The following is an 18,556-nucleotide window of genomic DNA, read 5'->3' as shown; positions in this document are numbered from 1 at the left end:
CTATCATAATTTTCGTTATGGAAAATAACCACTTACAAAACCTTTCATTTTCCCATCCGGTGTCACCAGTCAACCGGCAAGCTGTTTATATAACCAAAAATGCCATCGGAGGCAAAATATGTTAAGTATTTTCAAGCCGGCACCTCATAGGTCCCGACTGTCAACAGAACAGATAGATCCAGTCTATCGTCGCTTACGCTGGCAAATTTTTATGGGGATCTTCTTTGGTTATGCAGCTTACTATCTGGTAAGGAAAAACTTTACACTTGCAATGCCTTATCTGGTTGAGCAAGGTTTTTCCAAAGGTGAACTCGGTTTCGCACTATCAGGGATCTCTATCGCATACGGCTTCTCCAAATTCATCATGGGCTCCGTATCCGACCGTTCTAACCCACGAGTCTTCTTACCAGCGGGTCTGATCCTCGCGGCTATTGTTATGCTGTTTATGGGTTTCGTCCCTTGGGCAACTTCCAATATCACTATCATGTTCGTACTGCTGTTCTTATGTGGTTGGTTCCAGGGTATGGGCTGGCCTCCTTGTGGTCGTACTATGGTGCACTGGTGGTCACAGAAAGAGCGTGGCGGTATCGTTTCTATCTGGAACTGCTCACATAATGTTGGTGGTGGCTTACCACCATTGCTATTCCTGTTAGGCATGGCGTGGTTCAATGACTGGAAAGCCGCGCTTTACATGCCGGCTTTCGCCGCCATTCTCCTTGCATTGATTGTGTTTGCCTTGATACGTGACACACCACAATCCTGTGGCTTGCCACCAATAGAAGAGTATAAAAACGACTATCCTTCTGATTATACAGAGAAAAATGAAAAAGAGTTAACAGCTAAACAGATTTTCATGCAGTATGTATTACCGAACAAGCTACTGTGGATGGTTGCTATGGCTAACGTATTTGTTTATCTGTTACGTTACGGTATTCTCGACTGGTCACCAACCTACCTGCGTGAAGCCAAGCATTTCGCACTAGATAAATCTTCATGGGCTTATTTCCTGTACGAATATGCCGGTATTCCAGGCACGTTACTATGTGGTTGGATGTCAGACAAAGTATTTAGAGGTAACCGTGGTGCAACCGGTGTGTTCTTCATGACGCTGGTGACTATCGCAACTATCGTATTCTGGTTGAACCCAGCAGGTAACCCTACTGTAGACATGGCTTGCATGTTGATTATTGGCTTCCTTATCTACGGCCCAGTGATGCTAACTGGTCTACATGCCCTTGAGCTGGCTCCAAAGAAAGCTGCCGGTACAGCCGCCGGCTTCACCGGCTTATTTGGTTACTTAGGTGGCTCTGTTGCTGCAAGTGCTATCATCGGCTACACCGTTGATTTTTTCGGCTGGGACAGCGGCTTTATGGTGATGATTGGTGGTAGTATCTTGTCCGTTATTCTATTGCTAATCGTTACGATTACCGAAAAAAAACATAAACAAGAAATCGCCCAACAACATGGCTAACCTCTGTCATTAAACTGTGACATATCACTGATAATATTAATTAAGCCGCAGCATTATATATGCTGCGGCTTTTTTCAGTATCTAAGTTAAGAGATTATGTCAGTCAGTGTTATTAACACAGACAAACACACAGTTTAATGAGATAAATTTTATCTCATCGCTAAAACGGAGATACACATATGCAAGCTCCAATCAAAACAATGATAATGGGTATTATTTTGACTTCATCGATGTCAGGTATCACTCAAGCAGCAGATAAGATTGTTATCGCCCATCGAGGCGCGAGTGGATATCTGCCTGAACATACTCTACCGGCTAAAGCTATGGCTTATGCCGAAGGTGCTGACTATCTGGAACAAGATCTGGTCATGACTAAAGATGATGAACTGATAGTCTTACATGACCATTACCTTGATCGTGTAACTAACGTTGCCAATAAATTCCCTGGCCGTGCTCGTCAAGATGGACGCTACTATGCTATCGACTTTACCTTGTCCGAAATCAAGTCATTAAAATTCACGGAAGGCTTCAATATTAAAAATAATCAGCAGGTACAGAGCTACGTCAATCGTTTCCCGATGTGGAAATCTGATTTCCGAATCCACACTTTTCAGGAAGAAATTGAATTTATTCAAGGATTGAACAAATCTACCGGCAAAAATATCGGTATTTACCCTGAAATCAAAGCACCGTGGTTCCACCAGAAGGAGGGAAAAGATATTTCCACTAAAGTGCTAACCGTGCTGAAAGCGTATGGTTACACCAAGAAAAGCGACAAAGTTTACCTGCAATGTTTTGATACCAACGAACTCAAACGCATCAAAAACGAACTGGAACCTAAGTTAGACATGGATCTGAAACTGGTTCAACTTATCGCCTACACCGACTGGAATGAAACTTATGAAAAACAATCCGACGGCAAATGGATAAATTACAGCTATGACTGGATGTTCAAACCAGGTGCTATGAGAGAAGTGGCACAATACGCTGATGGCATCGGCCCTGATTACCATATGATTGTGGCGGAGTATTCCACACCAACCAATATTAAGTTAACTAGTCTGGTAAAAGAAGCTCACACCAATAATCTGGAAGTCCATCCATATTCGATTCGAGTTGATCAACTGCCTAAATACGTCACCAGCGGCGATCAACTTTTCGATATTATTTATAACCAAGCGGGTGTAGACGGTGTATTCACCGATTTCCCTGACTTAGGCGTGAAATTTCTACAAAAACAGCATCAACATAAATAAGATGCAAACAGGGCGCCTTAATCTAGTGCCCTGTTCCTGTTGCTTAACAATTACGCCTTACTTATCGAAAAGGCCATAACATCACTGAGCTTTTCAGCCCCCAAAGCCAACATCACCAAACGATCGACACCAAGCGCCACACCTGCACACTCAGGCATCCCCTGTTTCAAGGCACCAATCAGGTTTTCATCAATCGGTCGAACAGGTAAACCCAACTCTGCACGTTTACGGTTATCCTGTTCAAAACGCTGACGCTGCTCATTACCATCAGTTAGCTCACGGAAGCCATTTGCCAATTCAACGCCTTTAAAATAGACTTCAAAACGCTCTGCAACCCGATGATCTTCTTTGCTGATTTCCGCCAAAGAAGCCTGAGAAGCCGGAAAATGGTAGATAAAAGTTGGTTTTTCGGTACCAATATGCGGTTCAACACCAACAGCAAACAAAAGTTGTAATAAAGTATCCCGATCCTCTTCTATATCAGCAATATTACTCAGATCCAGCTTGGCGGCGACTTCACGCAACTTTTCTTTCTCTGCTGATAGCGGATCAATATCCAGATAACGCAGGAAAGCCTGTTGATAAGAGAGTGACTCCGCACTTTCACTGTCAAGGATCTGCTGGAGTAAATCATCAACTTCATTCATCAAACGATACATATCATAGTGAGGCCGATACCATTCCAGCATAGTAAATTCAGGATTATGATAACGACCCGCCTCTTCATTACGGAAGCAGCGACCGAGCTGATAAATAGGGCCACTTCCTGCTGCCAGCAAGCGTTTCATGTGATATTCCGGACTTGTCATCAGATAAAGCGTCATACCATCCGCAGCGCCTGGACCAACAAACTCCGTCTGAAAAGAAAACAATTGAATATCAGTCACTGTAAACTGACCTATCGCAGGTGTTTCAACTTCCAACACCCCACGATCTGCGAAAAAGCGCCGTATTTCTGCTAAAATAGTCGCTCGTTTCAACAAGTTGGCGATAGGTGCACTTGGCTGCCAGTTTGCTGTTTCGCTCATGTAAATGACTCCAAAATAAAACAAAACGTGCAGTCTACCTGCATCACACATATCAGACAAATTATTACCGTCAGATAAACAATAAAATAGTGATCGATTTTGCCTGACACAACAAAGCTAATACCAAACAAAATCACTATTTACTCTAACAGAGTTATCAATTTAAAGTGGCAAAATCCATCCATATTGGTTTTATCAGGTTTAATATAATTAATACCTTTTATGCTAAGCCTAGTCAGATATTTTCCATTATCTGCCTTTAACGCTATCACATTATCGTCAACATCTTCTACAGTAAACGTAGAAGAAGCATCAATATTCAATTTTGCAGCTTCAATATAATTACCACCAGGCCGTTCAACCCGACTCAAATAGAGCCCATTGTCTGCCCGAAGTGCCATCGTATAAGCATTAAATAGCGTCACTACATACCGGGAAGAAGTACCAAGTGTATATCTTCCAGCTTGAATGTAATTAACCTTCCCTTGACTGAATCGACTCAAATAAAGTCCATTATCTGCCATCAATGCGATAGTGTGCTCTGATAATGCCATCATACCCTCCGTTTAAATATAATTAATTACTTATAGAATACCATTTAAACCTCATATCGACTCTCTATGCCCATAGAAATAAAACTCCCTTATTGAATATATACTATTAGCGTTAAACAATAAAATATATTCTCTCTTTATTATGTAAGATATAGCCAATTATCACGTATAATTATTAAACAACCAGAAGCAATTATCATATTTAAATTAAAAGTAAGATATTATCAGAAAACTGAAAAATAATTTAAAACGATAATTATAACATTACCAATAAATTAATAATCAAATCATTATGAAATATAATTAATATCTTATCCGGTGTATTAAGTGACTAACTCTATTGTTTTATTATTAAAATAATAGTGGTCAGTTTTACTTGACCACCACAATACTATGTAAACAGAAATCATCCATTGTCCAATTACAATTTTATAACTTTAAACTGGCAATACAGATCTAAGTCGTACTTATCCGGTCTAATATAGTTAAAAATACCACCTGCATTGATCCGACTCAGATATTTCCCATTATCTGCACACAAAGCTATTACATTATCGTCGATATATTCTAAAGTAAAAGTAGAATAAATATCAATATCTGATTTTGTCGCCGCAATATAATCGCCACCCGCCAGAGAGACCCGATTTAAATAGAGGCCATTGCTTGCACGAAGTGCTATTTTATTCTTAACTGAAAACCACCTCCTGCGGAGGTGGTTTTCAGTTAAGAATAAAAAATGATTGAAAATCATTAACTACAATATTACCAAGGTAAAATAAAAATTTTAAATCTCGTTGCATTTAAATAATTTCTAATATCGACAAAAAAATACCAAGCAAGCCAAATTCAGATTGTATGGACTTGATGGTCAACTCCACAAGTGATCCCTCACTATTTCCCTCTCTAGGTAATAGCTCTGTCGGTCAATGATAAATAAAGTCACTAATTCCTGTCTTAGATCAAGTTTTAGTGAGCAAATCCGACAAAATACCCTTTCATATCAAATTTACCTCACTAGGAACCCGCTATACTTAATTTAATACAAACAGTAATAAACAGCTTCCCTTGATCGTTAAAGCACCGGATTTTACCTACAGAATTTTGCATATGAAAAATAACAACAATCCTTAGGAAAGTTACGACGATTTTGCTTACTAATTAATTTCACTTAAAAAATGGAGAAGCACAGTGCAAATCTTTAATGCCGATCTCGCTATTATCGGAGCCGGAGGCGCTGGTTTACGTGCCGCAATTGCCGCCGCTGAGGCTAATCCTCAGATGAAGATTGCTCTGATCTCAAAAGTTTACCCAATGCGTAGCCACACTGTGGCAGCGGAAGGTGGATCAGCCGCAGTCACCCAAGCTCACGACTCCTATGACTTTCATTTCAACGATACGGTATCCGGTGGTGACTGGTTATGCGAGCAAGATGTTGTTGAATATTTCGTCGAACATTGCCCGACAGAAATGATCCAACTAGAACAGTGGGGCTGTCCGTGGAGCCGTAAAGAAGATGGTTCCGTCAACGTGCGTCGTTTTGGTGGTATGAAGATAGAGCGTACCTGGTTCGCTGCGGATAAAACTGGCTTCCACATGTTACATACGCTCTTCCAAACCTCTCTTAAGTATCCTCAAATTCAACGCTTTGATGAGCATTTTGTCCTCGATATTCTGGTGGATGAAGGGCAAGCACGCGGCTTGGTTGCGCTAAATATGATGGAAGGTACCAAAATCCAGATCAGGGCTAATGCCGTTATTATGGCAACCGGTGGTGCAGGCCGTGTATACCGTTACAATACCAACGGCGGTATCGTGACCGGTGATGGTATGGGCATGGCATTCCGTCACGGCGTACCACTACGTGATATGGAATTTGTTCAGTATCATCCAACCGGCCTGCCAGGTTCCGGTATCCTAATGACAGAAGGTTGTCGTGGTGAAGGCGGAATTCTGGTCAACAAAGATAGCTACCGCTATTTACAAGATTATGGCCTCGGCCCCGAGACTCCATTAGGCAAACCTGAAAACAAATATATGGAACTGGGTCCCCGTGACAAAGTTTCTCAGGCTTTTTGGCATGAATGGCGTGCCGGTCGTACTATTTCAACTCCGCGTGGCAATGTGGTTTATCTGGATCTACGCCATTTGGGGCAGAAGAAATTACTTGAACGCCTACCCTTCATCTGTGAACTGGCAAAAGCGTATGCCGGTGTTGATCCCGTAAAAGAGCCCATTCCGGTCCGACCTACTGCACATTACACTATGGGCGGTATCGAAACTGACCAGAAATGTGAAACCCGGATTAAAGGGCTGTTCGCTGTTGGTGAATGTTCTTCTGTTGGCCTGCATGGTGCAAACCGCCTTGGTTCCAATTCTCTGGCTGAATTGGTGGTCTTTGGCCGTCTGGCTGGTGAAGAAGCAGTAAAACATGTTCAACAAACCAAACCCGTTAATGACCGCGCATTGGATGCCCAGGCACATGATGTAGTCGCACGTTTGAACAACTTACTGAAACAGAAAGGGACGGAAAATTGGTCGAAGATCCGTGATGAAATGGGCATCTCGATGGAAGAAGGCTGCGGTATCTATCGCACCCCTGAACTCATGCTAAAAACGATCGATAAGATTGCTGAACTAAAAGATCGCTTCAAACGAGTGAAGATCACTGATAACACCAATGTCTTCAATACAGATCTACTGTACACCATTGAGCTAGGTTTTAGCCTAGATGTGGCTGAATGTATGATTCACTCTGCAATAAACCGTAAAGAGTCCCGTGGCGCTCATCAACGTCTGGATCAAGGGTGTACCGAACGTGACGATGAAAATTTCCTAAAACATACGCTTGCTTTCTATAACCCTGAGAGTGTTCCTCACCTAGAATACAGTGATGTGAAAATCACCAAATCCATACCCGCAAAACGTGTATACGGCGGTGAAGCTGTAGCACAAGAGAAAAAATATAAGGAGCAGGAGAATGGTTGATATGAACACCTTGAGAATGGAGGTCATGCGCTATAACCCGGAAAGTGACCATAAACCCCATTTTACAACCTATGAGATTCCTTATGATGAGCAGACTTCTCTACTTGATGCCCTAGGCTACATTAAAGACAATCTCGCTCCCGACCTCTCTTACCGCTGGTCTTGCCGTATGGCTATCTGTGGCTCTTGCGGCATGATGGTTAACCGTGTGCCGAAACTGGCTTGTAAAACCTTCCTGCGTGATTATCCTCAAGGAATGAAAGTTGAAGCGCTGGCTAACTTCCCTATTGAACGTGACCTGGTAGTAGATATGACCCACTTCATTGAAAACCTGGAAGCTATCAAACCATACATCATCGGGAATGACCGTAGACCTTCTGAAGGCCCAAATATTCAAACTCCAGCACAGATGGCAAAATATCATCAATTTTCCGGCTGTATTAACTGTGGCTTATGTTATGCCGCTTGCCCTCAGTTTGGTCTGAACCCTGAATTTATCGGCCCGGCGGCGATCACGCTGGCTCACCGTTACAACCTCGATAACCGCGACCACGGTAAGAAGAAGCGTATGCCCCAACTTAATAGCCAGAATGGGGTATGGAGCTGTACATTCGTTGGTTACTGTTCTGAGGTCTGTCCGAAACATGTCGATCCAGCAGCGTCTATCCAACAAGGCAAGATCGAAAGCGCGAAAGACTTCATGATCGCCATGCTAAAACCACAATAAGGGGAGAAAGTAATGACGACTAAACGCAAACCTTATATCCGCAGCATGGCTCCCAACTGGTGGCAGAAACTGGGCTTTTACCGCTTCTATATTCTGCGCGAAAGTACCGCAGCTACGACTATGTGGTTCAGTATCTTGCTGATATACGGTCTATTCGCTCTAAAAGGTGGCGCCCAAAGCTGGGATGAATTTGTCACGTTCCTACAAAATCCCGTCATCCTGCTGATTAATATCATCACTCTGCTAGGTGCTCTGCTGCATACTAAAACCTGGTTTGAGCTAGCGCCGAAGGCAGCTAACGTAGTGATAAAAGGCGAAAAGATGGGACCTGAGCCAGTAATCAAACTGCTATGGGCCGTCACTATTATCGTCACCACGATTATCTTAGGTATAGCCTTACTTTAACTTCAAGGAGGATCTAATGAATCAAATACCTAAACGTTCCGATGAACCGATTTTTTGGGGATTATTTGGTGCCGGTGGTATGTGGGGCGCAATTGTGGCTCCAGCCATTATTTTACTGGTAGCCATCCTTTTACCATTGGGAGTAGCACCGGAAGCGTTAAGTTACGAGCGAATTCTGGCTTTCTGTCAGAGCTTTATTGGTCGTGCGTTCCTATTACTCATGATTATTCTACCGCTATGGTGCGGTTCACACCGTATCCACCACGGTATGCATGACCTGAAAATTCATATCCCTGCGAGTAAATGGATTTTCTACGGCCTGGCAGCGATTCTGAGTATTGTCGCTATCATCGGCGTTTTTACTCTGTAATCGAATAGCAACGAGCCGAAGTTATAAATACTCTGAGCGTAAAGATTTATGTGCGTAAATACATGAAACGTGTAGAAGCTGCACTGCCAAAATGTATACCCTATGGATTTCAAGATGCATCGCGACAGCAAGGGAGCGAATCCCCGGGAGCATAGCGAACTATGTGACCGGGGTGAGTGAGCGCAGCCAACAAAGCAGCAGCTTGAAAGATGAAGGGTATAAAACCTTTGGAGTGCGGTTCAATATCAACTGGACAATTTCAGCCCGATAATACCGGCGATAATCAGAGCAAAACTTAGAATCCTGGCAAAACTCGCAGATTCACCGAACACTATAATGCCAAAAATAGCAGTACCCACTGCACCTATTCCAGTCCACACCGCATAAGCGGTACCTATTGGTAAGCCTTTCATTGCATAAGCAAGCAACCCCATACTGAGCGCTACAGCACTAGCTGTAATAAGGCTCGGTATCAACCGGGTAAAACCATGAGTATATTTCAGGCCAATCGCCCAGACGACTTCGAATAAACCAGCAATAACAAGAATAAACCAGGACATATCAAAGCCCCTAATAATTGAGAGGTCGTCCCCAGAAAACGGCAGTATATCCAAGTCGTCCCGGATAACCATTAGAAAGAAATAGAGGCAAATTATAATCGCGAAAAGTTGCAGTATCAATAACACAGCATTATGTGTTCAGAAGAAAAACCACAGTCTGCTTCCAGAACTGCGGCTTTTATCAAATACAGTCGGTAATTATTTTACGCGAGAAACGTATTCACCAGAACGGGTATCCACTTTAATCACTTCACCGATTTGAACGAACAGAGGTACTTTAACTACAGCACCAGTGCTCAAGGTTGCTGGTTTACCACCCGTACCTGCGGTATCACCTTTCAAACCTGGATCAGTATCAGTGATTTCTAGTTCAACAAAGTTTGGTGGAGTTACAGAAATAGGCTGACCATTCCACAACGTCAGGATACATTCAGCTTGTTCCACTAACCATTTCGCATTATCGCCAACTGCTTTTTCATCAGCTGCTAACTGTTCGAAGGTTTCGTTGTTCATAAAGTGCCAAAACTCACCATCGTTATACAGGTAAGTCAGGTTCATATCCATTACGTCTGCGGCATCTACAGAGTCAGTAGACTTGAACGTTTTTTCTAGTAGTTTGCCAGAAATCAGCTTACGAATACGAGTACGGGCAAACGCCTGGCCTTTGCCCGGCTTAACAAATTCACTCTCAATAACAGAGCATGGCTCGCCATCTAACATGATTTTAAGACCTGAACGGAATTCGTTGGTACTATAAGTAGCCATGGAGACCCTCTAATTTAAACAAAATGGCTTAGCCAAAAAATGGCGCATATTATAACCCCAAAGATCCTCATCAGAGAAGACTGGTTGAAACAACTGACAGATGTTATTACCGATCCTGATGAATTATTACAATTATTATCTTTAGATAAACACCCGACATTGAGTAAAGGTAGCGACGCACGTCGCCTGTTTCCATTACGGGTACCTAGAGCTTTTGCTGCCCGTATGCAGTCAAACGATCCTAACGATCCGCTATTACTTCAAGTCATAACGACACCAGAGGAATTCACGCTTACGCCGGGTTTTTCTACCGACCCTCTAGATGAACAGCGCAGTGCTGTTCCCGGTCTATTACATAAATACCGTAATCGCGCACTGTTGCTAGTTAAAGGAGGATGTGCGGTTAACTGCCGTTATTGCTTCCGACGTCATTTCCCATACGAAGATAACAAAGGTAATAAACGCAATTGGCAACAAGCATTAGATTACATTCAGCAACATCCTGAACTTGATGAAATTATCTTCTCTGGTGGCGATCCTTTAATGGCAAAAGATCACGAACTTGACTGGTTAATCAGCAATCTGGAAAAGATTTCCCATATCAAACGACTACGCATTCACACTCGTCTGCCTGTGGTTATTCCTACCCGGATCACAACAACGCTTTGCGATCGACTGGCACAATCGAGATTACAGGTGATCATGGTGACACATATCAATCACGCTAATGAGATCGACCAATCCTTACGGAACAGTATGATGTTGCTGAAACAAGCAGGTATTACGTTACTAAATCAAAGTGTGCTGTTACGCGGTATCAATAATCATCCTGATACTCTGGCTGATCTGAGCAATGCTCTGTTTAATGCAGGTATTCTACCTTATTACATTCACGTGCTGGATAAAGTACAAGGAGCCGCTCACTTTATGGTCAGTGATGAAGAAGCCAAGGGGCTTATCCGGGAATTGCTGACAAAAATTTCAGGTTATTTAGTACCACGTCTGGCAAGGGAAATCGGCGGAGAGCCGAGTAAGACACCTCTTGATTTGGGATTAAGACAAAACTAACAAAAAATTCATGCCCGGATACTTTTCAGCCGGGCATACCATTCAAATTCTGAATGCTATTACTAGCATTTATAGACCTGACCAATCATCTTACTGTCCAATGGAGCAAAGCTCGATAACAGACTTTCACTCGGACTGGTGACGCCATAAATCACATTTCCCCCCATGACTGCGGCTTTATTGCGTAAATCATTGGCTGCCCCACGCATTGAGCTGCTTTCATTACTGACACCAGTCATCCAATTGCTTTGAGTACCTGTTACTTCACCTAATAACTGACACTCGCTGCCTGGCTTAGTATCAACAAATCGAACCTGTGAACCACCAGAAGTTAATTGGTTAGTGGTTGTACATCCTGCCAATAGTAACAATACTGAAGCACTGAACAAAACTTTAATTCCCATGTTTTTCCTCACTCATTGTTGGAAATTCGACAATTAATCATCAATATACCTTGTTGTACACCAATATCGCAAAAAATAATTTATAAAGTCATCCTTCAGTAAAGTGTTTAGGTCAAAAATATTTTATACAAAGGTGAATACAGTAAGAAAATAGATAAAAATGATCGAATAAATAACATGAATAAGTTTGATAAATACTTTATCTTCAAAAAACATAACTCATTAATCAATACATAAATTATCTATCCAAAAAGCCTTTTATCCATTATATTGACGACCAGATAGAACACTAACAATACTATACCCTTCATCTTTCAAGCTGCTGCTTTGTTGGCTGCTTTCACTCACCCCAGTCACATAGTTTGTCTATGCTCCTGGGGATTCGTTCACTTGCCGCCGCGCTGCAACTCGAAATCTATTAGGTATATAAGCGCAAAACCTATCACCTGTAATTTAAAAAAAATTTATCCGCAATATTAAATTTCCCGTTGGCATATTTATGTTTTTTCTATCGGGTAAATTCAATTCCCATGTTGTACATGATATTAAACTTAACCTACCTCGCTAAAAATACTATTAAAACCTCTGACAACAGTTTTGAGTTGATAATATCTCACGACAATTTTTTATTGAGCAATTATCTGACGTTATATCCCATAAAAACTCCACATATTAATAGGGTTAAGAGATTATACTTATATGAATTTCATGTGAATCTTATTATGTGTAAATAATGATATTTTTTTAACATGGATTCAAGAAACTATGCCTCATTTGGATAGAAATACCTCCATTGACACCACGATAATGCGCCATCAAACATTCTCGTGGCATCATATTTTCCGAACTATCACCATCCATCACCAATGTGGATACGCTCTGTCAGATAATCTAGGAATACCCGTACCCGTGATGGGAGTTGCCTACCTTGGCCGACAAAAACTGCATATATTTCTTCCTTATCGCCAGGATTATAGTTCTCAAGGAGAGGTAACAACAAACCGGCCTGAATATCAGCATTGACATGGAAACGAGCCAATCGTGCTAAGCCAAGTCCTGCTATTGCGGCTTTACGCATGGTTTCTCCATCACCAAGTAGCAAGTTCCCTGAAGGCAATTGTTGCCCCCACTCTTCCGAATCGATGAAAGGCCAAACTTTCATATGACGGGTAAAACCAAAACCAAGTCGATTGTAGCGCCCTAGGTCGCTAGGCATAGAGGGTATCCCCATCCTTTCAAGGTATGAAGGCGATCCTACCACAACCATTCGACTTGCCCCCAACTTGCGTACCATGAGACACGAATCGTCCATAGGACCGGTACGAATCGCCACATCGCTACGATCATCAAGTAAATCCACTATCAAATCACATAATGAGATGTCGAGTGTGATCTCTGGGTAGCGTTGCAGGAAATCCGGGAGTAAAGGCATCAAGCAATGTTTTCCAAACGCAACATGACAATTCACACGTATCCGTCCACGTAGCGCGGTTCCCTGATTTGCTTCTTGTTCTGCGGCTATGATGTCCTCCAAAATTCTGACACTACGTTCATAGAAAACAGAACCCTCAGCCGTTAACTGAAGTTTACGTGTCGTTCTATTCAACAACCGTACACCAAGTCGCATCTCCAGTCGATTGATAAGCTTACTGACTGCTGATGGCGTCATGTCGAGCTTACGAGCGGCAGCAGAGAGACCTTCCGACTCAATTACCTGAACGAATACAGCCATTTCCGTGGATCGATTAAATTTGTGCATAGATATTTGAATTTTTTTCCAAAGTACTATGAATAAATGAATTCTAGTCTAATAAGCTCATTTTTTCTAAACTTAAGGAGATATTTTTTTCTTAGGAATTTTCTATGTTCAATCGTTTTTATTACTTAACACCTTGAATCGTTTTTTAAGCTAATGAAGAGGACAATCACTTTGTAAAGCCGCTGCTTCACATGGTGCAGGAGCAAGAACATAAACAGTGTTGTACAAACTTTAATCACGAATACAGCGGTATTACAGAGGGAAGCAGGGAAAGAGAACGTTATAACAAGAGCGGCCTCTTGTGTCGTTTATCGGAACGTCAGCAAAAACAAAGCTGACGGGAAAGCAGTTCAGCTATCCTAGTGGACTTATCACTCGATAGACACGGTACCAATTCATCACAATATTGGGAGCAACATCATAGGGAACAACATCATAGGGAACAACATCGCTTCAACGTGTATTTTTCATATATTACGGGAATACGGGCTTTCATCCCTCTCTGAAATCAGAGCCCATACGGAGACCGATATCCAGGCTGACCTCAGCCCGAATATCGGATTTTCTTAAATGCTATTTTTAGCGGGATGGAACTGTTCACTACGACATTAGTTAGTGACCAATATGGACGTGTAACCCGCTCGGCTAGCAACCTACGCGACTATTACATCATGCCGCCCATACCGCCCATGCCACCCATACCACCTGCTGCACCTAAATCAGCTTTATCATCTTTAGGCAGATCAGTGATCATACATTCAGTGGTGATCATCAAACCAGCAATAGATGCTGCAAATTGCAGTGCAGAACGGGTCACTTTGGTTGGATCCAAAATACCCATTGCGATCATATCGCCATACTGTTCAGTCGTTGCGTTATAACCGTAGTTGCCTTCACCTGCTTTCACGTTGTTTGCAATAACAGATGGCTCTTCACCTGAGTTGTCAACGATCTGACGTAGAGGAGCTTCCATCGCGCGCATTGCAACACGGATACCTACGTTTTGATCTTCGTTATCGCCTTTCAGATCAGCAATAGCAGCTGCAACGCGAACCAGTGCAACACCACCACCCGCTACCACGCCTTCTTCTACTGCTGCGCGAGTTGCATGCAGAGCATCGTCAACGCGAGCACGTTTTTCTTTCATCTCAACTTCTGTTGCAGCACCAACTTTGATAACAGCAACACCACCAGCCAGTTTAGCTACGCGCTCTTGCAGTTTTTCACGGTCATAATCAGAAGTGGACTCTTTGATCTGTTGATTGATCTGAGCAACACGACCTGCAATTGCACCTTCTTCACCAACACCATCAATGATAGTTGTGGTATCTTTGTTGATAACAATACGTTTTGCTTGACCCAGATCTTCCAGAGTTGCTTTTTCCAACTCCAGGCCGATCTCTTCAGAAATAACATTACCGTTAGTCAAGACAGCGATATCTTGCAGCATAGCTTTACGGCGGTCACCGAAGCCAGGCGCTTTAACCGCAGCAACTTTGACAATGCCACGCATGGTGTTAACAACCAGAGTAGCCAGTGCTTCACCTTCAACATCTTCAGCAACAATCAGCAAAGGCTTGCTTGCCTTAGCTACACCTTCCAGAACTGGCAACAGTTCACGGATGTTGGAGATTTTTTTATCTACCAGAAGAATATATGGGTTTTCTAATTCAACAGAACCGTTTTCTGGTTTGTTGATGAAATAAGGAGAGAGGTAACCACGGTCAAACTGCATACCTTCAACAATATCCAACTCGTCTTCCAGGCCGGTACCTTCTTCAACGGTGATTACACCTTCTTTACCAACTTTATCCATCGCTTTTGCGATCAATTCACCCACAGTTTTGTCGGAATTCGCGGAGATAGTACCTACCTGAGCAATAAAGGTGGAATCTGAGCAAGGTACGGACAACTTTTTCAGCTCTGCAACTGCTGCAACTACGGCTTTATCAATACCGCGTTTCAGATCCATTGGGTTCATGCCAGCGGCTACGGCTTTCAGACCTTCAGTAACAATAGACTGAGCCAATACAGTTGCAGTCGTTGTACCGTCGCCCGCAGCATCATTCGCTTTAGAGGCAACTTCTTTCACCATCTGAGCACCCATGTTTTCGAACTTGTCTTCCAGTTCAATTTCACGAGCGACGGAAACACCGTCTTTAGTGATTGCAGGAGCACCGAAAGATTTATCCAGCACAACGTTACGGCCTTTAGGGCCCAGGGTTACTTTTACTGCATCAGCAAGAATATTCACACCACGTAGCATCTTAACGCGAGCGTCGCTACCAAATTTTACGTCTTTAGCTGCCATTGTTTCTTTCCTTTAAATTCGTTCAGTTAAGAAGATCTAAGCGCAACAATTACGCTTCAACAATTGCTAGAATGTCGCTTTCAGACATGATCAACACTTCTTCGTTGTCGATCTTCTCTGACTTAACACCGTAACCATCGTTAAAAATAACGATATCTCCAACTTTCACACACAGTGCTTTTACATCACCATTTTCAAGGATGCGGCCATTGCCCACAGCCAGAACTTCACCACGAGTGGATTTACCCGCAGCAGTGCCAGTCAGCACAATACCGCCAGCAGATTTTGATTCAACTTCTTTACGCTTGACGATTACACGATCATGCAATGGACGAATATTCATTGATAACTCTCCTATAAGAAAGTCCATATCAGGTAAGAGGATTGATACCAGTATGCTTTCATTAAACTAGTATCATAATAAATCAAATGGGGACTTATTTATGGTACTTCAAGGGCAGGCAAAAAAATATTTTACTTTTTTCTTGCCCACGGAAAAAAACCGATGATTAAACCGAGCATTCAGAAAATGACTGCTTATCAATGAGGCTTATGCTCGTCATCATCGGGTTTATGATCTTTCAATGTTCGGGAGGGATCATCCTGCTTACGCTCATATTCCCCCTCAAAAGTATTACTATCCCGTCTAAATCCACCGCTATTATGAGGACGATAGAAATTGATATGTGGCATCAGTTTCATCACTAATTTTTTTTGAACCGGTGGCAGTAACAACAGCAATCCAAGGAAATCCGTAAAAAAACCGGGAAGAAGCAACAAGAAACCCGCCAGTAAAAGGGAAACGCTTTTTATCATTTCTGCTGCCGGGCTCTCTCCATTAACCAGCCTCTGCTGGATCTGGATAAAATTCTTTATGCCCTGACTGCGTACCAAAGAGATACCGAAACAAGAAGTAAACAGCACCAGTAACAGGGTTAACAGTACACCTAGTTCAGAGGCAACACGCACAAATAAGGTTGACTCGATATAGACAAGCAAAAATATCAGGATAAATGGCAACCAACGCACTTGGTGCTCCTTCAATTGATTTGGATGAACAGGTTGTATCCTGAATAAATCATATCAACAAAATCCAAGGGACAACCAAATTAACATTTTTTTAGTTTATTAAAGACATAATTGGGGTCACAGTTATCGTTTTCAATCTTCTGAAAATTTTACCGATTAGATTCGTAATTGTGATAAACATCACATATATCAAATCAGACTAAACAAATACCACTATAAAGTGATCCAGATTCAATGCATTTATTGCTAACCAGCATATGATCACGCGGGCAATCTGGTGATGAAGAGTTCATATCATAACTATTGCTGTTGGCAACATAATGATTTAATAAATGCATAATTAGACAGTAAAAACGTCATCTAATAAGAAGGTTCTCATGTCAAACAACATTCGTATCGAAGAAGACCTGTTAGGTAAACGAGAAGTCCCTGCTGAAGCCTATTATGGTATTCACACCTTACGTGCGATTGAAAACTTCCATATCAGTAACAACACCATTAATGATGTACCCGAATTTATCCGTGGCATGGTGATGGTAAAAAAAGCCGCAGCCCTAGCTAACAAAGAACTGCAAACTATTCCTAAAAAAATTGCAGATATCATCATCAAAGCATGTGACGAAGTGCTCTATACCGGCAAATGCATGGATCAGTTTCCAGTCGATGTGTTTCAGGGCGGTGCCGGTACTTCACTCAACATGAATACCAACGAGGTTCTGGCAAACATTGGTCTGGAACTGTTAGGCCATAAAAAAGGCGAATATGAGTACCTGAATCCCAATGACCATCTGAATAAAAGCCAGTCAACTAACGACGCCTACCCAACCGGCTTCCGTATCGCAGTTTATAACGCCATCCTAAAACTGATCGAATCTATTGAACTGTTAATTGCGGGCTTTGATAAAAAAGCTAAAGAATTTAACGACATCCTAAAAATGGGTCGTACCCAATTACAGGATGCTGTTCCTATGACACTGGGGCAAGAATTCAACGCATTCTCGATCCTGCTGAAAGAAGAAGTTAAAAACCTAAACCGAACCTCTGAATTACTGCTGGAAGTTAACCTTGGTGCTACTGCTATCGGTACCGGCTTGAATACCGCGCCAGGTTATCAGAAATTGGCGGTTGAAAAACTGGCTGAAGTTTCAGGTCTTCCTTGCATACCAGCCGAAGATCTAATTGAAGCAACCTCTGACTGTGGAGCTTATGTTATGGTCCACGGTGCTCTGAAGCGCCTGGCTGTCAAACTGTCTAAAATCTGCAATGACCTGCGTTTGCTTTCTTCTGGCCCTCGTGCTGGCCTGAATGAAATCAACCTACCAGAATTACAGGCAGGCTCTTCTATTATGCCAGCAAAAGTGAACCCGGTTATTCCAGAAGTTGTGAATCAGGTTTGCTTCAAAGTTATTGGTAACGATATTTGTGTTACTATGGCATCCGAAGCAGGCCAGTTACAGCTCAATGTAATGGAACCTGCTATCGGTCAGGCTATGTTTGAATCTATCTCCCTGCTAAGCAACGCTTGCCGCAACCTGGTAGAAAAATGCGTTAATGGCATCACGGCTAACAAAGAAGTTTGCGAAAGCTTCGTATTCAACTCGATCGGTATCGTGACATATCTGAACCCATTCATCGGTCACCACAATGGTGACATCGTTGGTAAGATTTGTGCTGAAACTGGTAAGAGTGTCCGTGAAGTCGTGCTGGAACGCGGCCTACTGACCGAAACTCAATTGGATGACATCTTCTCTGTAGAGAACCTAAAATGCCCATCTTATAAGGCAAAACGTTTTGACGATTAAGTTGTTGAATATAATAAAAAATAGCTCTTAGCAACAAGGCACGCAACTCCAACTGGATAGCG

General features: G+C 42.4%; 18 protein-coding genes. 8 read left to right on the top strand and 10 right to left on the bottom strand.

Translation table 11 applies throughout. From position 1 onward, the window contains the following. Positions 1-118: 118 nt before the first annotated feature. Together glpT and glpQ are read left to right on the top strand one after the other, a co-directional pair. Positions 119-1,471: a glycerol-3-phosphate transporter gene (glpT, locus tag KZ793_RS12300; RefSeq protein WP_225815608.1), complete on the top strand. Its 1,353-nt coding sequence runs from the start codon at positions 119-121 to the stop codon at positions 1,469-1,471. A 179-nt stretch (positions 1,472-1,650) separates the two neighbouring features. After that, a complete protein-coding gene (gene glpQ / locus KZ793_RS12295) occupies positions 1,651-2,727 on the top strand; it encodes a glycerophosphodiester phosphodiesterase (protein WP_225815607.1) in 1,077 nt (358 codons plus the stop codon). A gap of 50 nt (positions 2,728-2,777) precedes the next feature. Here glpQ and epmA read toward each other — a convergent pair whose 3' ends face one another. The 3 genes from epmA to KZ793_RS12280 form a co-directional block, all read right to left on the bottom strand. Beyond that, entirely contained in the window at positions 2,778-3,755 is a 978-nt protein-coding gene (gene epmA, locus KZ793_RS12290) for an elongation factor P--(R)-beta-lysine ligase (RefSeq protein ID WP_225815606.1), read from the bottom strand. A gap of 140 nt (positions 3,756-3,895) precedes the next feature. Continuing rightward, positions 3,896-4,309 (bottom strand): fascin domain-containing protein, encoded by a 414-nt coding sequence (locus KZ793_RS12285; protein WP_118985635.1) that lies wholly within the window; start codon positions 4,307-4,309, stop codon positions 3,896-3,898. 421 nt (positions 4,310-4,730) lie between these two features. Continuing rightward, complete coding sequence (locus tag KZ793_RS12280) at positions 4,731-5,060, bottom strand: fascin domain-containing protein (protein WP_225815605.1); 330 nt, start codon at positions 5,058-5,060, stop codon at positions 4,731-4,733. Positions 5,061-5,497: 437 nt separating this feature from the next. Here KZ793_RS12280 and frdA point away from each other — a divergent pair, with 437 nt between their 5' ends. From frdA to frdD, 4 genes are read left to right on the top strand one after another with little or no spacing between them, the layout of a single operon-like run. Further along, entirely contained in the window at positions 5,498-7,294 is a 1,797-nt protein-coding gene (gene frdA, locus KZ793_RS12275; RefSeq protein ID WP_225815604.1) for a fumarate reductase (quinol) flavoprotein subunit, read from the top strand. Then, positions 7,287-8,021: a succinate dehydrogenase/fumarate reductase iron-sulfur subunit gene (locus KZ793_RS12270; RefSeq protein WP_225815603.1), complete on the top strand. Its 735-nt coding sequence runs from the start codon at positions 7,287-7,289 to the stop codon at positions 8,019-8,021. Before frdA ends, KZ793_RS12270 begins: the two co-directional genes overlap by 8 nt. Before the next feature lie 12 nt (positions 8,022-8,033). Next, positions 8,034-8,426 (top strand): fumarate reductase subunit FrdC, encoded by a 393-nt coding sequence (gene frdC / locus KZ793_RS12265; protein ID WP_225815602.1) that lies wholly within the window; start codon positions 8,034-8,036, stop codon positions 8,424-8,426. A gap of 16 nt (positions 8,427-8,442) precedes the next feature. Next, a complete protein-coding gene (frdD, locus tag KZ793_RS12260; protein WP_225815601.1) occupies positions 8,443-8,796 on the top strand; it encodes a fumarate reductase subunit FrdD in 354 nt (117 codons plus the stop codon). A gap of 245 nt (positions 8,797-9,041) precedes the next feature. Here frdD and sugE read toward each other — a convergent pair whose 3' ends face one another. Both sugE and efp read right to left on the bottom strand, forming a co-directional pair. Continuing rightward, positions 9,042-9,356 carry a quaternary ammonium compound efflux SMR transporter SugE gene (gene sugE, locus KZ793_RS12255; RefSeq protein WP_225815600.1) on the bottom strand — a complete coding sequence of 105 codons (315 nt, stop codon included), beginning with the start codon at positions 9,354-9,356 and terminating at the stop codon, positions 9,042-9,044. 198 nt (positions 9,357-9,554) lie between these two features. After that, on the bottom strand, positions 9,555-10,121 hold the full coding sequence (efp, locus tag KZ793_RS12250; protein WP_118985642.1) for an elongation factor P: 567 nt from the start codon (positions 10,119-10,121) through the stop codon (positions 9,555-9,557). Positions 10,122-10,160: 39 nt separating this feature from the next. On the opposite strand from efp, the gene epmB reads away from it, so the two are divergent. Continuing rightward, entirely contained in the window at positions 10,161-11,189 is a 1,029-nt protein-coding gene (gene epmB, locus KZ793_RS12245) for an EF-P beta-lysylation protein EpmB (protein WP_225815599.1), read from the top strand. Between the two features lie 62 nt (positions 11,190-11,251). Here the strand turns inward: epmB and KZ793_RS12240 are convergent, their stop codons facing one another. The 5 genes from KZ793_RS12240 to KZ793_RS12220 all read right to left on the bottom strand — a co-directional run bounded on the left by KZ793_RS12240 (position 11,252) and on the right by KZ793_RS12220 (position 16,692). Further along, the gene (locus KZ793_RS12240; protein ID WP_225815598.1) at positions 11,252-11,593 is read right to left on the bottom strand and encodes a DUF4156 domain-containing protein; all 342 of its coding nucleotides are present in this window, start codon (positions 11,591-11,593) and stop codon (positions 11,252-11,254) included. A gap of 850 nt (positions 11,594-12,443) precedes the next feature. Next, the gene (locus KZ793_RS12235) at positions 12,444-13,325 is read right to left on the bottom strand and encodes a LysR family transcriptional regulator (protein WP_225815597.1); all 882 of its coding nucleotides are present in this window, start codon (positions 13,323-13,325) and stop codon (positions 12,444-12,446) included. A gap of 691 nt (positions 13,326-14,016) precedes the next feature. Further along, positions 14,017-15,663: a chaperonin GroEL gene (groL, locus tag KZ793_RS12230; RefSeq protein ID WP_225815596.1), complete on the bottom strand. Its 1,647-nt coding sequence runs from the start codon at positions 15,661-15,663 to the stop codon at positions 14,017-14,019. Between the two features lie 49 nt (positions 15,664-15,712). Then, positions 15,713-16,006 carry a co-chaperone GroES gene (locus KZ793_RS12225; protein WP_036809429.1) on the bottom strand — a complete coding sequence of 98 codons (294 nt, stop codon included), beginning with the start codon at positions 16,004-16,006 and terminating at the stop codon, positions 15,713-15,715. A gap of 197 nt (positions 16,007-16,203) precedes the next feature. Continuing rightward, entirely contained in the window at positions 16,204-16,692 is a 489-nt protein-coding gene (locus KZ793_RS12220; protein WP_118985647.1) for an FxsA family protein, read from the bottom strand. A gap of 377 nt (positions 16,693-17,069) precedes the next feature. On the opposite strand from KZ793_RS12220, the gene aspA reads away from it, so the two are divergent. After that, entirely contained in the window at positions 17,070-18,494 is a 1,425-nt protein-coding gene (aspA, locus tag KZ793_RS12215; protein ID WP_225815595.1) for an aspartate ammonia-lyase, read from the top strand. Positions 18,495-18,556: the final 62 nt, after the last annotated feature.

The sequence above is a fragment of the Photorhabdus antumapuensis genome (assembly GCF_020387775.1).
GTDB classification, from domain to species: domain Bacteria; phylum Pseudomonadota; class Gammaproteobacteria; order Enterobacterales; family Enterobacteriaceae; genus Photorhabdus; species Photorhabdus antumapuensis.
The sequence above is the reverse complement of the archived record's forward strand: the minus strand, read 5'-3'. Positions and strand labels throughout refer to the sequence as shown.

Bases quoted from the DNA above. Each gene is read 5' to 3' on its own strand.
- glpT (WP_225815608.1), top strand. From the start codon at position 119: ATGTTAAGTATTTTCAAGCCGGCACCTCATAGGTCCCGACTGTCAACA.
- KZ793_RS12225 (WP_036809429.1), bottom strand. From the start codon at position 16,006: ATGAATATTCGTCCATTGCATGATCGTGTAATCGTCAAGCGTAAAGAA.
- KZ793_RS12285 (WP_118985635.1), bottom strand. From the start codon at position 4,309: ATGGCATTATCAGAGCACACTATCGCATTGATGGCAGATAATGGACTT.
- aspA (WP_225815595.1), top strand. From the start codon at position 17,070: ATGTCAAACAACATTCGTATCGAAGAAGACCTGTTAGGTAAACGAGAA.
- frdD (WP_225815601.1), top strand. From the start codon at position 8,443: ATGAATCAAATACCTAAACGTTCCGATGAACCGATTTTTTGGGGATTA.
- KZ793_RS12270 (WP_225815603.1), top strand. From the start codon at position 7,287: ATGGTTGATATGAACACCTTGAGAATGGAGGTCATGCGCTATAACCCG.
- KZ793_RS12235 (WP_225815597.1), bottom strand. From the start codon at position 13,325: ATGGCTGTATTCGTTCAGGTAATTGAGTCGGAAGGTCTCTCTGCTGCC.
- frdC (WP_225815602.1), top strand. From the start codon at position 8,034: ATGACGACTAAACGCAAACCTTATATCCGCAGCATGGCTCCCAACTGG.
- glpQ (WP_225815607.1), top strand. From the start codon at position 1,651: ATGCAAGCTCCAATCAAAACAATGATAATGGGTATTATTTTGACTTCA.
- groL (WP_225815596.1), bottom strand. From the start codon at position 15,663: ATGGCAGCTAAAGACGTAAAATTTGGTAGCGACGCTCGCGTTAAGATG.
- epmA (WP_225815606.1), bottom strand. From the start codon at position 3,755: ATGAGCGAAACAGCAAACTGGCAGCCAAGTGCACCTATCGCCAACTTG.
- KZ793_RS12240 (WP_225815598.1), bottom strand. From the start codon at position 11,593: ATGGGAATTAAAGTTTTGTTCAGTGCTTCAGTATTGTTACTATTGGCA.
- sugE (WP_225815600.1), bottom strand. From the start codon at position 9,356: ATGTCCTGGTTTATTCTTGTTATTGCTGGTTTATTCGAAGTCGTCTGG.
- KZ793_RS12280 (WP_225815605.1), bottom strand. From the start codon at position 5,060: ATGATTTTCAATCATTTTTTATTCTTAACTGAAAACCACCTCCGCAGG.
- epmB (WP_225815599.1), top strand. From the start codon at position 10,161: ATGGCGCATATTATAACCCCAAAGATCCTCATCAGAGAAGACTGGTTG.
- efp (WP_118985642.1), bottom strand. From the start codon at position 10,121: ATGGCTACTTATAGTACCAACGAATTCCGTTCAGGTCTTAAAATCATG.